Annotated in this window: 12 protein-coding genes; 8 read left to right on the top strand and 4 right to left on the bottom strand. The window is 72.6% G+C overall.

All coding sequences use genetic code 11. The annotated features are described in order from the left end of the window. Nucleotides 1-59: 59 nt before the first annotated feature. Nucleotides 60-1,232 (top strand): acyl-CoA dehydrogenase, encoded by a 1,173-nt coding sequence (locus tag BUE48_RS20475; RefSeq protein WP_012852930.1) that lies wholly within the window; start codon nucleotides 60-62, stop codon nucleotides 1,230-1,232. A gap of 70 nt (nucleotides 1,233-1,302) precedes the next feature. Here BUE48_RS20475 and BUE48_RS20470 read toward each other — a convergent pair whose 3' ends face one another. Then, a complete protein-coding gene (locus tag BUE48_RS20470) occupies nucleotides 1,303-2,952 on the bottom strand; it encodes an LCP family protein (RefSeq protein ID WP_012854426.1) in 1,650 nt (549 codons plus the stop codon). A 498-nt stretch (nucleotides 2,953-3,450) separates the two neighbouring features. On the opposite strand from BUE48_RS20470, the gene BUE48_RS20465 reads away from it, so the two are divergent. Then, a complete protein-coding gene (locus BUE48_RS20465) occupies nucleotides 3,451-4,482 on the top strand; it encodes a glycosyltransferase family 2 protein (RefSeq protein WP_012854425.1) in 1,032 nt (343 codons plus the stop codon). Between the two features lie 410 nt (nucleotides 4,483-4,892). Here BUE48_RS20465 and BUE48_RS20460 read toward each other — a convergent pair whose 3' ends face one another. Both BUE48_RS20460 and ispD read right to left on the bottom strand, forming a co-directional pair. Next, entirely contained in the window at nucleotides 4,893-5,699 is an 807-nt protein-coding gene (locus BUE48_RS20460; RefSeq protein ID WP_012854424.1) for a glycerophosphodiester phosphodiesterase, read from the bottom strand. Further along, nucleotides 5,696-6,424 (bottom strand): 2-C-methyl-D-erythritol 4-phosphate cytidylyltransferase, encoded by a 729-nt coding sequence (ispD, locus tag BUE48_RS20455; protein WP_012854423.1) that lies wholly within the window; start codon nucleotides 6,422-6,424, stop codon nucleotides 5,696-5,698. Before ispD ends, BUE48_RS20460 begins: the two co-directional genes overlap by 4 nt. Before the next feature lie 96 nt (nucleotides 6,425-6,520). Here ispD and BUE48_RS20450 point away from each other — a divergent pair, with 96 nt between their 5' ends. The 6 genes from BUE48_RS20450 to BUE48_RS20425 all read left to right on the top strand — a co-directional run bounded on the left by BUE48_RS20450 (nucleotide 6,521) and on the right by BUE48_RS20425 (nucleotide 12,395). Further along, the gene (locus BUE48_RS20450) at nucleotides 6,521-8,044 is read left to right on the top strand and encodes a CDP-alcohol phosphatidyltransferase family protein (RefSeq protein ID WP_012854422.1); all 1,524 of its coding nucleotides are present in this window, start codon (nucleotides 6,521-6,523) and stop codon (nucleotides 8,042-8,044) included. After that, nucleotides 8,041-8,751 (top strand): DUF5941 domain-containing protein, encoded by a 711-nt coding sequence (locus BUE48_RS20445; RefSeq protein ID WP_012854421.1) that lies wholly within the window; start codon nucleotides 8,041-8,043, stop codon nucleotides 8,749-8,751. Before BUE48_RS20450 ends, BUE48_RS20445 begins: the two co-directional genes overlap by 4 nt. Further along, nucleotides 8,748-9,479 (top strand): phosphocholine cytidylyltransferase family protein, encoded by a 732-nt coding sequence (locus tag BUE48_RS20440; protein ID WP_012854420.1) that lies wholly within the window; start codon nucleotides 8,748-8,750, stop codon nucleotides 9,477-9,479. The genes BUE48_RS20445 and BUE48_RS20440 overlap by 4 nt, the downstream gene beginning before the upstream one ends. A 4-nt stretch (nucleotides 9,480-9,483) precedes the next feature. Further along, a complete protein-coding gene (locus BUE48_RS20435; RefSeq protein ID WP_012854419.1) occupies nucleotides 9,484-10,557 on the top strand; it encodes an iron-containing alcohol dehydrogenase family protein in 1,074 nt (357 codons plus the stop codon). Next, complete coding sequence (locus BUE48_RS20430; RefSeq protein ID WP_012854418.1) at nucleotides 10,535-11,356, top strand: CDP-alcohol phosphatidyltransferase family protein; 822 nt, start codon at nucleotides 10,535-10,537, stop codon at nucleotides 11,354-11,356. The genes BUE48_RS20435 and BUE48_RS20430 overlap by 23 nt, the downstream gene beginning before the upstream one ends. 157 nt (nucleotides 11,357-11,513) lie before the next feature. Further along, on the top strand, nucleotides 11,514-12,395 hold the full coding sequence (locus BUE48_RS20425; protein WP_041442487.1) for a glycosyltransferase family 2 protein: 882 nt from the start codon (nucleotides 11,514-11,516) through the stop codon (nucleotides 12,393-12,395). Here the strand turns inward: BUE48_RS20425 and BUE48_RS20420 are convergent. Then, a complete protein-coding gene (locus BUE48_RS20420; RefSeq protein ID WP_012854416.1) occupies nucleotides 12,392-14,791 on the bottom strand; it encodes a HelD family protein in 2,400 nt (799 codons plus the stop codon). The two genes, BUE48_RS20425 and BUE48_RS20420, sit on opposite strands and share 4 nt — an antisense overlap. Between the last annotated feature and the right edge of the window lie 33 nt (nucleotides 14,792-14,824).

The raw sequence follows: 14,824 nt of genomic DNA, 5'->3' as shown, positions 1-14,824 counted from the left end.
CGGCCGGTGGCGGGAAGGCGCCGGACCGACTTTGGTTACCGACGGGTAGCATTCGCGGTATGAGTGCCGATTTTCCCGCGTACGCCCCGTCGGAGGAGCATGAGTTGCTGCGGCGGACGGTGCGTGAGCTGGCTGAGACCAAGATCGCTCCGTATGCCGCGCAGGTGGATGAGAGCGGCGCCTTTCCGCAGGAGGCGTTGGATGCGCTGGTGGCGGCGGAGTTGCATGCGGTGCACATCCCGGAGGCTTATGGGGGTGCCGGGGCCGATGCGCTGGCCACGGTGATCGTGATCGAGGAGGTGGCGCGGGTGTGCGCCTCTTCGTCGTTGATCCCGGCGGTCAACAAGCTGGGCACGATGCCGTTGCTGCTGGCCGGTTCTGAGGAGCTGAAGCGGCGGTATCTGGCGCCGGTGGCGCGGGGGGAGGCGATGTTCTCCTATGCGCTGTCGGAGCCGGAGGCCGGGTCGGATGCGGCCTCGATGAAGACCCGGGCGGTGCGTGATGGGGATGCCTGGGTGCTCAACGGGGTGAAGATGTGGATCACCAATGCGGGGGTGTCGCAGTACTACACGGTGATGGCGGTCACCGATCCGGGTAAGGGGGCGCGGGGGATCTCGGCGTTCGTGGTGGACAAGGACGATGAGGGGGTGTCGTTCGGGCCGCCGGAGCGCAAGCTGGGGATCAAGGGGTCGCCCACCCGTCAGGTGATCTTGGAGGATGTGCGGGTGCCGGCCGAGCGGATGATCGGGGCGGAGGGCACCGGGTTCAAGACGGCGTTGGCGACGTTGGATCACACGCGGATCACCATTGCCGCCCAGGCGTTGGGGATTGCGCAGGGGGCGTTGGATTATGCGCTGGGGTATGTGAAGGAGCGTCGTCAGTTCGGTCGGCCGGTCGCTGATTTTCAGGGTGTGCAGTTCATGCTGGCCGATATGGCGATGCAGATCGAGGCGGCGCGGCAGTTGACTTATCATGCGGCGGTCAAGTCTGAGCGGGTGATGCGTGGGGAGAGTGTGCCGGATCTGACCTTTGTGTCCTCGGCGTGTAAGTGTTTGGCGTCGGATGTGGCGATGAAGGTGACCACGGATGCGGTGCAGTTGCTGGGTGGGTATGGGTATACGCGGGATTTCCCGGTGGAGCGGATGATGCGGGATGCGAAGATCACGCAGATTTATGAGGGGACGAATCAGATTCAGCGGATGGTGATGGCCCGCCAACTGCTGAAGAAGTAGCCGACCGCTGAAACGGGCGTCCACCCGGGGCCCCGGCCGGCACCACCGGCCGGGGCCGCCGTCGTGATCGTCACTTGCACAGCTTCTGCGAGGCCGTGCTCACCTGAGGGCCGGTGTCCTCATCGGACGGCGCGCCGGGCAGTGAGGCGATCTTGACCTTCTTGGCGCCCTTCCAGTCGGAACCCACGATGACCTGGATGGTGTCGCCGAGGGACGGAACCTTCTTGAGACGGGCGCCGGGGATGGCGGCGGCCAGCGTCTTGGCGGCGTCCACATTGGCCGACCCGTAGTGGATCTGGGTGGTGCGCAGGCCGGTGCGGGCCACCCCGGGCGGCACCGAGGTGCCGAAACCCACCCGGCGCAGGTCGCCGGCGGCCCTGGCGGCCAGACCGGGGGTGCCCACGCCGTTGCGGACCACCACGTTGATGTCACGGGGCTGCACGGTGGGAGCGTCGGGGTCCACGGTGGGCGAGGGAGAGGCCGGCTTGGGCGAGGGAGGATCGAACGGCTGATCCCGCCGGATCTTGGCGAACACCTCTTCGGCCTTCTCCCGGTCCCACAGCACGGTGGACTGGGGCGCCGACCCGTTGATCGGCGTCATGTAATTCTCGCTCTTGAGCGGGATCTTGACGAAGGTGACGTTGTCGGTGGACAGGTCCTTCATCTGATCGGCCAGGGCGGGCAGGTTCTTGGCCAGCTTCTCGTCCACCCGCAGCGTCTTCAATGCGGCATTGAGGAACCGGGTGGACTTGACCGGGTCGCTGAGGGTCTTGGTGTTGAGCGCCTGCTTGAGCAGGGAGGCCATGAACTGCTGCTGGCGCTCGATGCGGCCCAGGTCGCTGCCGTTGCCGATGCTGTAGCGGGCCCGGGCGAAGGCCAGCGCCTGCAGCCCGTTGACGTGGGTGGTGCCGGCGGGCAGCTTCAGCCCGCTCTTTTTGTCGTAAACGGCCTTCTCCACGCACACGTCCACGCCGCCGATGGCGTCCACCATGTTCACGAAGCCGTAGAAATTGACCTCGATGTAGTGGTCGATGGGCACGCCGGTGGCCCGTTTGACGGTGGCCACCGTCAGATCCGGCCCGCCGTACTGGTAGGCCCAGGTCAGCTTGCCGTAGCGGGCGGGGATCGGCGTCCCCTTGGGGCCCTCGGAGCCGTTGGAGCGGTGCGCCGGGATGATCACCAGCGAGTCGCGCGGCAGGCTCACCACCGAGATCCGGTCGTGGTCGCGCGAGATGTGCACCAGCATCATCGTGTCGGAGCGCTCGCCCTCGGCCCGGCCCAGCCGGGCCGCCTTCTGCTGCTCGGGCGTCAGCCCGTCCCGGCGGTCCACGCCCGCCACCAGGATCGTCATCGCCCCCTTGGGGCCGCCGCCGTCGCCGAGCCCGCCGACCCGCACCTTGTCCAGGGCGCCGGTCACATAGTTCTGGAACCCCCAGGCCCCCCCGGAGGTCACCAGCACGAGCGCCGACATCGCGCCCACGGTCATCAGGAACCGGCGCTGCCGCCGGGCGCCGGCGGCCGAACGGTGGCTCATCGAGCGGCGGGGCCGGCGCGGGCCGCCGCCGGCGGCCTCCACGGTCACCCTGGGCGCCGGCACCCCGTCCACCGTGACCCCCTCGCCGGGCCGTTCGGGGACGGTGCCCTCCTCCGGGCCGGTCGGGCTTTCCGGACGGGGGCGGAAGTAGCGCTCGATCGGATCGGAGTCGCCTACGTCCGGCATGGCCAGTGCCCCCTCGTCCGTGCGTTTCCTGCCGCGGATGTCCCCACCCTAAAGTGGTGGACACCGCTGCGTTCGCTACCTCCACTCCGTGTCGTTGGAGTAACGTGGCGCCGAATTGACCTCTCCCGGCGAGGGGCCGGATGATCGGACGCATCGCCCGACCCTTCGGCCCGACCGCCGGCCGGCCCCGCAGGAGGACTCCGATCGAGGTCTTACACCGGATCTGTCCGGCCGTGTCGGCCACCAGGCCGCCACAGGTCCGTCTCGGCGGCCCACTGAGCCCTTTCGGCACGCGGGCTCAGCGGTTCGGGGAACGGGGGCCCGGCGGTGCCCGGTGCCATGCCGCCCGGGGCGCCGCACCGCGCTCGCCGTGGTGCGCCCGTCCTGAATCGTGCAAACGGCGTGTCGTAAAAGGCTCACCAAGGCGCAGGTTGGCTCAATAGAGAGGTAGCGGCTTTGACCCGGTCGGCAGTGCCGGGTTCGTCCCCGAGAGTGCAGATGAATCCGTCACCCCACGCGCAGAGCGCCGAAGCAGCACATCGCACCTGGCCGGCGGTGTCGGTGGTGATGCCGGTGCTCAACGAAGAGCGGCACCTGGCCGATGCGGTCCGGGCGATCCTCAACCAGGACTACCCGGGCGAGATGGAACTGGTGCTGGCCGTCGGCCCGTCCCGGGACCGCACCGAGGAGATCGCCCAGAAGCTGGCCGCCGAGGACCCCCGGATCATCGTGGTGCCCAACCCCAGCGGACGCACCCCGCAGGGGCTCAACATCGCCATCAAGGCGTCGCAGTACTCCATCGTGGTCCGGGTGGACGGGCACTCCCTGCTGCCCCCCGACTACGTGCGGGCCGCGGTGGAGACCATGGAGGAGACCGGCGCCGACAACGTCGGCGGGCTGATGGCCGCCGAGGGCGTCACCCCGTTCGAAAAGGCCGTGGCCCGCGCCATGACCTCCAAGATCGGCGTCGGGTCGGCCCGGTTCCACACCGGCGGCGAGGCCGGCGAGGTCGAGACCGTCTACCTGGGCACCTTCCGGCGCAGCGCGCTGGAGCGGGTGGGCGGCTACGACGAGACGTTCGTGCGCGCCCAGGACTGGGAGATGAACCACCGCATCCGCAAGACCGGCGGGATCGTGTGGTTCACCCCCCGGATGCGGGTCACCTACCGGCCCCGGCCCGACCTGAAGTCGCTGGCCAAGCAGTACTTCCACACCGGGCGCTGGCGCCGGGTGGTCGGCCGCGAGCACCAGGGCACGCTCAACATGCGCTACCTGGCGCCGCCGCTGGCGGTGCTGGGAATGGCCGCCGGGACGGTGCTGGGGCTGCTGGGCTTTTGGCCGGGCTGGCTGCTGCCCGGCGGCTACGTCGCGGTGATCATGGTCGGGGGCAGCCTGGTCACCGGCCGCGGCCTGCCGCTGAAGTCCTGGCTGTGGCTGCCGCTGGTGTATGCGACCATGCACATCTCCTGGGGAGTGGGCTTTTTGACCAGTCCGCGGGGACTCGGCCAGAACCGGCCGGCCAAGGACTGACCCCGCGGCAGAGCCGGGCGCGCAGGGGCGTTCTGCGCTGACCCCAGGGCCGGGAGGCGGCCGATCCGGCGCCGGCACCGGGATCGGCCGCGGTCGTCCACGGCGTGCACCGCATGGGCTTCACCGGCTTTCTCGCAGGAATGACTTCGGCCTGCTGAAGAGAACCGGTCGCGCCGGTGCCGGCCCGCCGGTGGGCTCGCCGCCGCGGCGTGGCCTTCGCGCCGGCGAATCGGCCGCACCCCTGCGTCGCACGGCCCCTGCGCTCCGCCGGGCCAGGGGATCGTGCCCGGCGTGATCGGCGCGGGTCGGCCCGCGCCGCAACCTTCGCCCGCCCCTTCCCGAGAGCGGGACCAGGACGAGGAAGCCGGGGAGTGGACGCGGCCCCTTTCCCCGAACGTTCTCAAGGTTCCTCAGGCGCTCTCAGCGGCCTGCGAGGCCTCTTCCGCGGGCTCGTCCCCCGTGCCGGACAGCGCCGCGATGACCCCCGGCACGTCGTTGACGACCAGCGCGTCCACCCCGGCGGCGGCGTAGTCGGGCGCCTCCTCGGCCGAGGGGCACCAGGCCAGCACCTCCAGCCCCGCCTTATGCGCCACGTCCACGCTGTGCTCCAGCGGGCGCAGCCGGGGGTCGGGAGCGGCCAGCCCGCACGAGCCGGTGTGCACCCCCACCGCCTCCAGCCCGAGCCCCGCGGCGGCCGCGATGGCATGCCACAGCGGGAACCGCAGCCAGGTCAGCAGCCCCATCGGCACCCCGGCCACCTCCTCGCGCAGCCCCAGCAGCAGGGACGGGTCGAAGGAGGTCACCATCAACGGCCGCCGCCGCGCCTCCGCCCGCAGCAGCGGCGCCAGCAGCGCCCCGGTGCGCCGGGCCGGGGGATCGACGGCGTCCTCCAGCACGGTCTTGACGTCGATGTCCAGCGCCACCTCCGGCGGCAGCGCGTCGAACACCTCCACCAGGCGCGGCAGCCCCGACTCCGCGGCGGTGCGCTCCACCAGGAACGCCCCGTCGGTGCCGGTCGGGTCGTGCCGCAGCACCAGCTCGTCATCGGCGGTGCGGGTCACGTCGATCTCGACCCAGGACGCCCCGGCGCGCACCGCCCCCAGGATCGACTCCAGGGTGTTCTCGGCGACCGCCTCGGCCGAGCCGGGCAGCAGCACCTCACCGGACCCGGCGCCGCGATGGCCGATCACCACCGGCCGGTCGGTATCGAAGATCACTGGTTCTCCTCGGGGGATCGGGGGGATGCGGCCAGGTGCTCGGCGAGCACCAGATCCAGCGGGTGGGTGACCTTCAGGTTGCGCTCATCGCCGTCCACCACCCGGATCGGCACCTGCGGCAGGTAGCGGTGCACCACGCCGCAGTCGTCGGTGGCGGCGAAGTCCGGGTCGGCCGCGGCCGCCTCATAAGCCTTGCGCAGCACGCCCAGCCGGAAGCCCTGGGGGGTCTGGAAGCGGGACAGCGTGTGGCGCGGCGGCATCGACTCCACCAGCCCGTCCCGCACCGCCACGATGGTGTCGGTGGCGGGCACGCCGACCGCCACGGCCTGGTGCTCTTCCAGCGCGGCCAGGCAGCGGTCGATCACCTCGCCGGGCAGGAACGGACGCGCGGCGTCGTGCAGCAGCACCCGCGTCTCCTCCGGCTCGTCGGCCAGCGCGGCCAGCGCCGCCAGGGTCGACTCGCTGCGGGTGGCGCCGCCCTCGATGATCTGCGACACCTTGCCGCCGGCGCGGCCCGTCCGGTACGGCGCCAGCAGCTCGGCGGCCGCGGCCACATGCCCGCGCGCCATCACCACGAGGATCCGGTCGATGCCCCGGTGACCGGCGAAGGCGGCGACCGCGTGCTCCAGGATCGGCCGGCCGCCCACCTCCAGCAGCTGTTTGGGGGCGGCCGCGCCCAGTCGCCGCCCGGTGCCGCCGGCCAGAACAACCGCAATCGTCGTCACTGTCACCTCATGCCTCGTGTGGCCCTTTGCAGTGGTCGGCAGCCGCTACGCTGACCTATTCGAACCCCCGTCTTCCGACGCTGCTGGAAGGTGCCGATGACCGTGGCGTTGGTGCTCGCGACCGATCCCGTCGCGGACCTGCCATATGAGAGCGGCCCCAACGCTCCGACCCTCCTGCAGCGGCTGCTCGGCCAGTTCGCTTCGCTCAACGTACCGGACGTGCGGGTGCTGGCCCGTCCGGAGGCGGCGGCACTGCTGCGCAAGGTCCGCGACACCGGCGGCCTGCCGGCCTCGGAGATCATCGACTCCGACTCCCCGGCGGCGGACCTGCGCGTCATCGCCGAGCTGGCGCGCGGCGCGGTGGAGCCGCTGCTGGTGCTGCCGGCCGGCACGGTGGCCAGCGGGGAACTGCTGGCCAGGCTGATCGCCACGCGGACGGGCGTGGCCGCGGCGGTGACCGCGCCGCCGGATGAGGCCGGCCCGGATGCGCCCCCGCTGCGGGTCGGCGGCGGCCGGATCGTCTCGGCCGGGACGGCCTTCCACCAGGTCACCGCCCCCAACCGGGTCTTTTGCGGGGCGTTGTGGGTCGCGCCGGCCCGCCGCATCACGCTGGCCCGCGTCGCCGACCGGCTGGCCGCCCTGCTGGAGACCCCCGACGCCCTGCCCGGCGCGGCCGCCTCCCCGCTGCCGGCGCTGCTGCTGGTGGGGCTGGTCCGCGAGGGGGTGACGGTGACGCCGCTGCAGGCCCCGCCGCTGGTGTGCGCCCAGGTGCGCGACGCCGAGCAGGTGCGGGCCGCCCGCGCCGCGGTGGAGGCGATCGACGAGGACCGGGTGCGGCTGGACGCCGCGGTCAAAAGCAACGACGGCTTCTTCACCACCTTCGCCGTCAGCACCTACTCGCGTCACATCGCCCGCCTGGCGGCCCGGATCGGGGCGACCCCCAACATGGTGACCTCGCTGTCCATGGCGATCGCGGTGGGCGCGGCGGTGTGCTTTGCGACGGGCACCCGCGCGGGGATGGTCGCCGGGGCGGTGCTGTACTACTTCGCGTTCGTCTTCGACTGCGTGGACGGGCAGCTGGCCCGCTACACCCGCAAGTTCAGCACCTTCGGCGCCTGGCTGGACGCCACCTTCGACCGTGCCAAGGAGTACACCGTCTTCGTCGGGCTGGCGGTCGGCTCCACCGCCGCCGCGGCCGGCAGCTCGGTGCACGGCGGGGACGTGTGGGCGCTGGCGGTGGCCGCGATGGTCGTGCAGACCTGCCGCCACATGATCGACTTTTCTTTCGGCGCCGCCCGGGCGGCCCGCCGGCAGGCCGCCCCCGCGCCGCCGGTGATCCCGCTCACCTCGCCCGGCGACGGCCTGACCCCGCCCGCCGCGGCCCCCCGGCCCACCGGCCCGCTGGGACTGGCGCGGCGGGTGATGGCGCGGACCCGTTCCGGCCCGGCCTACTGGGCCAAGAAGATGATCGTTTTCCCGATCGGCGAGCGTTTCGCGGTGGTGTCGGTCACCGCCGCGCTGTGGAACGCCCGGGTGACCTTCATCGCGCTCCTGGCCTGGGGCGCGGTGGCGGCCGCCTACACCCTGACCGGACGGATGCTGAGGTCGCTGACCCGATGACGATCCCCTTCACCGAGGCCCGGCCCGCCGCGCCCGTGGCCGCCCCTCCCGGACGCCTGCAGGCCTACCGGGACGACGGCCCCCTCTGCACGGCCATCGGGCAGCTGACGCTGGGCCGGATGGTCCCGCTGCCGGGCACCGTGCTGGCCGCGATCACCACGGCGGCGCTGCTGGCGGTCACCGGGGCCGAGGAGCGCGCCATCCCGCTGCTGTACGCACCGGTGGTGGCGCTGCTGCTGATCGGCCCCTCGGCGGCCCACCGGCATAACGGGCGGATTGACTGGATCGTCCCGACCATCATCCGTGGTATCGAGTATGGTTACCTGGCCGTCTTGGGATTCGCGCAGGACGTCTCGGCACCGCTGATCTACGCTCTGCTGGCCGTCCTCGCCTATCACCACTACGACACCGTCTACCGCACCCGTCAGCGGCTGTGGCCGCACCGCCGGGTCTTCCAGGCCGGGCTCGGCTGGGAGGGCCGGATGCTCGTGGCGGCGTTCGCGGGCCTGTACGGGCAGCTGGCGGCCGCTTACGCGGTGCTGACCGGCTACCTGGGCCTGCTGTTCGTCGTGGAGAGCGTGGTCGCCTGGGTACGGGCGAGCCGGGGCGGCGGTGGCGTGCAGGTGGACTTGGAGGAAGAGGCGGAAGCCGCCCCCCAGGACCGGGCGGAGGAGTCCAAAGTGAACGCTGATGGAGGCACGGCATGATCGGGATGGTGCTCGCGGCGGGCGCGGGCCGGAGGCTGCGGCCTTACACGGACACTCTGCCCAAGGCCCTGGTACCGGTGGACGGCCAGACCACCATCCTCGACATCGCCCTGGGCAACCTGGCCGAGGTCGGGCTGACCGACGTGGTCATCGTGGTCGGCTACTGCGCCGAGGCCGTGGCCGCGCGCAAGGCGGCGCTGGAGGAGCGGTACGGCGTCTCCATCACCCTCGTCCACAACGACAAGGCCGAGGAGTGGAACAACGCCTACTCCATGTGGCTGGCCCGGGAGCACTTCTCCAAGGGCGTCCTCATGGTCAACGGCGACACCGTCCACCCGGTGAGCGTCGAGAAGACCCTGCTGGCCGCCCGGGGGCCGGAGATCGTCCTGGCCGTGGACAACGTGAAGAAGCTCGCCGACGAGGAGATGAAGGTCACCCTCGACGCCGACGGCAACCTGGCGCGCATCACCAAGCAGATGGACCCGGCCCAGGCCTACGGCGAGTACATCGGCGCCACGCTGATCGAGCCGTCGGCGGCCGAGAAGCTGGCCGACGCGCTCAAGGCCACCTGGGAGGCCAACCCCGACCTGTACTACGAGGACGGCTACCAGGAGCTGGTCAACCGGGGCGGCAAGATCGCCGTCGCCCCGATCGGCGCGGTGGAGTGGGTCGAGGTCGACGACCACAACGACCTGGAGAAGGCTCGCCGGATCGCCAAGGGGTACTGAATCCATGCCACAGCTGATGCGGTCGCTGCCGGCGCCGCTGTCGGTGGAGGTGCGCCGGGGCGCGGTGGCGGCGTTGGGAGAACTGCTGGCCGACCGGCGGATCGCCACCGAGGGACGGGTGGCCATCGCGGTGGGGCCCGGCCAGGGCGATGCGATCGCCGAGCAGGTCCGGCCGTCGCTGAAGTCCTGCGAGGTCTTCCACGTGGCGGGCGGCACCGTGGAGGCGGCGGTGGAGCTGTCGGCCAAGCTGCGCTCGGGCTGGTACGAGGCGGTGGTGGGCATCGGCGGCGGGCAGACCATCGACGCCACCAAGTACGCCGCCACGCTGACCGGCATCCCGATGGTGTCGGTCGCCACCAATTTGGCCCACGACGGCATCTGCTCGCCGGTGGCCTCGCTGCGGCACGACAAGGGCAAGGGCTCCTTCGGCGTGGCGATGCCGCTGGCCATGATCGTGGACCTGGACTACGTGCGGGCCGCGCCCGAACGCATGGTGCGCGCCGGGATCGGCGATGTGATCGCCAACTTCTCGGCGGTGGACGACTGGCTGCTGGCGGCCGAGGACTGCGGCGAGCCGGTGGACCGGCTGGCGCTCACGCTGGCCCGCACCGCCGCCGAGGCGCTGCTGTTCCAGCGGGAGTCGATCGAGTCCGACCGGTTCTTGACGGTGCTGGCCGAAGGGCTGGTGCTGTCGGGCATGGCGATGGCCTTCGCCGGCTCCTCCCGCCCGGCCAGCGGCGGCGACCATGAGATCCTGCACGCCATCGACCAGCTCTTCCCCGGCACCGCCAACCACGGGGAGCTGGCCGGGATCGGCGCGGCCTTCTGCTACTTCCTGCGCGAGCGTTTCCTGGGCGAACGCAACGGGCGGCTGGCGGAGATCATCGAGTGCCTGGACCGGCACGGCCTGCCCAAGCTGCCCGGCGACATCGGGCTGACCGAAGAGCAGTTCGCCGAGGCCGTGGTGTACGCCCCGCAGACCCGCCCCGGCCGCTACACGATCCTGGAACGGCTCAACCTGGACCACGACGCGGCGTTGAAGTCGGTAGGCGAGTATGTCCGCTCCTACGGAGGCTGAAGTACGGTCCCGGCGCACCGCCACGGTCGCCGACGTTCGCGCGCACGGGCAGCCGCCGGGGCTCAAGGAGCGCCGCAACGAGGAGCACTGGGCGGGGCGGCTGTACATGCGGTCGCTGTCGCCGTACGTGTCGTGGGCGGCGCTGCGGATGGGGTTCAGCCCCAACCACCTGACCTACCTGATGATGCTGGTCGGCGTCGCGGCCGGCGTGGTGGTCTCGCTGCCGGGCCACCCGCTGTGGGCGGCGCTGGCCGGGGCGCTGCTGGTGCAGGTCTACCTGCTGCTGGACTGCGTGGACGGGGAGGTCGCCCGCTATCTGCAGCGGACCTCGGCGACCGGCGTCTACCTGGACCGCATCGGCCACTACCTGGCGGAGGCGGCGCTGCTGGTGGGGCTGGGCGCCCGCGCCCAGGGCGAGTGGGCCTCCGGCGGCTACCTGGAGCTGGGGCTGGTCGCCGCGCTGGGCGCCGTGCTGATCAAGGCCGAGACCGACAATGTGGTGGTGGCCCGCGCCAAGAGCGGGCTGCCGGTCGTCCCGGCACTGGGGGAGCGGGCGCTGCGGCCCCGCTCCACCGGGCTGGCGCTGGCCCGCCAGGCGGCCTCGGCGGCGGGCGTGCACCGCATCATCGGCGCGGTGGAGCTGTCGCTGCTGATCGCGCTGACCGGGGTGCTGGACGTGCTGATCGGCGGGCACACCCCGGTGACCACCCGGGTGCTGACCGGGCTGGTCGCGGCGGTGGCCGTGGTGCAGACCCTGCTGCACCTGATCAGCGTGGTCGCCTCCCGGCGGCTGCGCTGAGGCGGTGCGGGAGGCCGGTGAGCGGCGAGTTGCGGCAAGCCGCCCGCGACGCGGCGGGCAAGTGAAAGACTGCAGCCGGACGCAGATGCGGGAGGGGCGGTTGAGCGAGCTGAGAACGCACGGCGGCGCGGGGACCGGGCTGCGGCCGGAGGAGACGATGCGCTTTTCGGTCGTGGTGCTGACGATGGGCAACCGGCCCGCCGAACTGGCGCGGGCGCTGCGCAGCGCCCTGGACCAAAAGGACGTCGACGTCGAGGTCGTCTTGGTCGGCAACGGCGTGCCCGCCGACTGGACGCCCGGCGACGATGCGGTCTTCGCCGACCCGCGCGTCACGATCGTCCGGCTGCCGGAGAACGTCGGCATCCCGGCCGGCCGCAACCGGGGGGTGGCCGAGGCCACCGGGGACATCGTGCTGTTCTTGGACGACGACGGCTGGTACGCCTCCGACCGGCTCGGCCTGCACCTGCGGGACCGCTTCGCCGCCGACCCGTCGCTGGGCATCGTCTCCTTCCGCATCCGCGACCCCGAGGGCGGCCCGGGCGAGCGCCGGCACGTGCCGCGGCTGCGCGCCGGGGACCCCGAACGCTCCTCGGAGGTCACCACGTTCCTGGGCGGGGCGTGCGCGGTGCGCCGCTCGGCCTTCGAGGCGGCCGGCGGGCTGCCGGAGGAGTTCTTCTACGCCCACGAGGAGACCGACCTGGCCTGGCGGGCCCTGGATGCCGGGTACCGGATCTTCTACGACGCCGAGGCGGTGATGTTCCACCCGGCGGTGCAGCCGACCCGGCACGCGATGTTCTACCGCTACAACGCCCGCAACCGGGTGTGGCTGGCCCGCCGCAACCTGCCGTGGCCGCTGGCGCTGGCCTACTGCGCGGTGTGGGTGGCCATGACGGTGCTGCGCGAGCGCCGCCCGGCCGCCCTCAAGCCCTGGTTCAAGGGCTTCCTGGAGGGCTGGCGCACGCCCGCCGGGCCGCGCCGTCCCATCTCCTGGCGCACCGCCTGGCGGATGACCCGCACCGGGCGGCCGCCCATCATCTAACGGGCGCTCTCCCCGCCGGCGAGCCGGCGCCGCCAGACGGGGTCGGCGGTCAGCACGGTCAGGCGCTGGGTGGCGCGGGAGACCGCCACGTACAGCACCCGCAGGCCGCGCGGGGACTGGGCGGCGATGGTCTCCGGGGCGCAGATGACCGCGGCGTCGAACTCCAGGCCCTTGGCCTCCAGCACGTCCAGGACCTGAACCCGCTCGGGGAAGCCGGCGCTCAGGGCGCGGCGGTCCGATTCGCCCCAGGCGTCGCCGGGCAGCGGGACGATGACGCCGATGGTGCCCTCCACCTGCTCCAGCAGGGTCCGCACGGCCCGCCGGGCGGCGGCCTGCAGCTCCTCTTCGGGGACCAGGTCGATGACGGGCCGGTGCCCGGAGGAGCGGACCGCGCGGGCCGGGCGCGCCTCCGGCAGCGCCAGCCGCAGCACCCGGGCGGACACCGCGGCGATCTCGGTGGTGTTGCGGTAGTTGGTGGTCAGCTCGTACTCGTGGCGGGGGCGGCGCCGCGGCCTGCGGCTCCGGCCGCGGCGGGCGGCCGGGCCGTCCAGGGCGGCCTCCATCGCCTTGCGGGCCTCTTCCAGGTCCTCCCAGGCGCTCTGGGCGGGGTCCTCGACGATCGTCCAGGTGGCCTGGCGGCCCCGGCGGCCGAGCATGCGCCACTGCATGGGGGACAGGTCCTGGGCCTCGTCCACCACGATGTGGGCGTACTCGGGGCGGACGTCGGCGACCTCGTCGTCCACGCGGCGGGCGCGCTCCAGCCGCTCGATGGTGGTGGTCAGCTCCTGCAGCCCCGGCTCCCAGTCCTCGTCGGCGACCACTTCGCCGGTGAGGATGTCGATCCCGTCCACCACGTAGGGGTCCTCTTCGCGGGCCGTGGCGCGCGAGGGCTGCGGCGGCGGGCCGAGCAGCGCGTCGATCTCGTCCAGCAGCGCGATGTCCTGGTAGCTGAGGGTGGGGGGATCGCCCGCCAGGGCCCGCCGCCAGGAGGCGGCCAGCAGCTCCACCTGCGCGCGGTCCAGGTCGCGTCCGGCGGCGCGGCGCAGCCGGGCGGCATCCCCCAGGGAACGCAGCACGTCCAGAGGGCGGCGGATCGGCCACCAGGCGGTCAGGAAGTCGGTGAAGGCCCGCTGCTCGCGCACGTTCTTGACGAACGCCTCCCGGGAGGTGCGGTCGGCGGGGGAGGAGGGCCGGTCCTGCTCATCCAGCGGGGCCAGCCCGCCTTCGGCCAGGATGCCCTCCCACAGCGCCAGCTCGCCCTGCACGGGCTCGTCCGGTTCGGGTTCGGTGCCGCCGGTGTGGACGTAGCGTTCCCACAGGGCGTCCAGCAGCGCCTCGGCGACGCGGCGGCGGGAGGCGTTGACGCTGCCCGTGCTGCGCCGGTGCAGCGAGGTGCGGAGCTTGTCGAGCTGGGGACGGCCCAGTTCGACCACCACGCCGCCGTGCACGACGCGCAGCTTGTCGGGGGCGCCGGGGGGATGGTCGGTGACCGCGCGCCGCAGCACCGGCGCCATCGCCGCCGAGCCCTTCAGCGCGGCCAGCTCGGGCGGGTCGTGGACGGTGGCCGACACCCCCTCCACCAGGTCGCCCAGGGAGCGCAGCGTCGCCGAGCCCTCGCCCAGGGACGGCAGCACCCGTTCGATGTAGGCGGTGAAGCGCCGGTTGGGGCCGACCACCAGCACCCCTCGCGAGCCGAACCGGCGGCGGTGCCGAAACAGCAGGTAGGCCACCCGGTGCAGGGCGACGGCGGTCTTGCCGGTGCCGGGGGCGCCGCGCACCAGCACGGTGCCGTCGGCGGGGGCGCGGATCACCTCGTCCTGCTCGCGCTGGATGGTGGCGACGATGTCGCGCATCGTCCCTTCGCGGGTGCGGGCCAGGGAGGCGATGAACGCGCCGTCGCCGACGATGGTGAGCGAGTCGGCGGCCGACGGGTCGAGCAGGTCGTCCTCCAGGTCCACCACGGTGCGCCCGCGGGTGTGCAGCACTCGCCGCCGCACCACGCCCTGGGGGTCTTCGGGGGTGGCGCGGTAGAACGCCTCGGCGGCCGGGGCGCGCCAGTCGATGACCATCGGCTCGTGGTCGCGGGTGCGCACCCCGATCCGGCCGATGTAGCGGGTCTGGCCGTCGGCCAGGTCGAGCCGGCCGAACACCAGCCCGTCGTCGGCGACGTTGAGGGCCTGGACGCGCAGCGCCGCCTGGTACACCATGGCGTCCCGGTCCACCAGGGAGCCCTTGGTGCCGGCCAGCGCCTGCCGGTAGCCCTCCTCGATCATGGCCTGGGCCTCGGCGCGCATCTCCTCCAGCCGGGCGTGCGCCTGGTCGACGCGGCGCTGCTCGACGGCGATCTCGGCGTCCTTGACCGTGGTCGGCCGTCCGGTGACCTGGGACGACGACATGCGGGCTGCTTCCTTTCGCGAAGGCACGAAAGA

Origin of the sequence: Thermomonospora sp. CIF 1, assembly GCF_001896795.1 — a bacterium.
Classification (GTDB): Bacteria; Actinomycetota; Actinomycetes; order Streptosporangiales; family Streptosporangiaceae; genus Thermomonospora; species Thermomonospora curvata.
The sequence above is the reverse complement of the archived record's forward strand: the minus strand, read 5'-3'. Positions and strand labels throughout refer to the sequence as shown.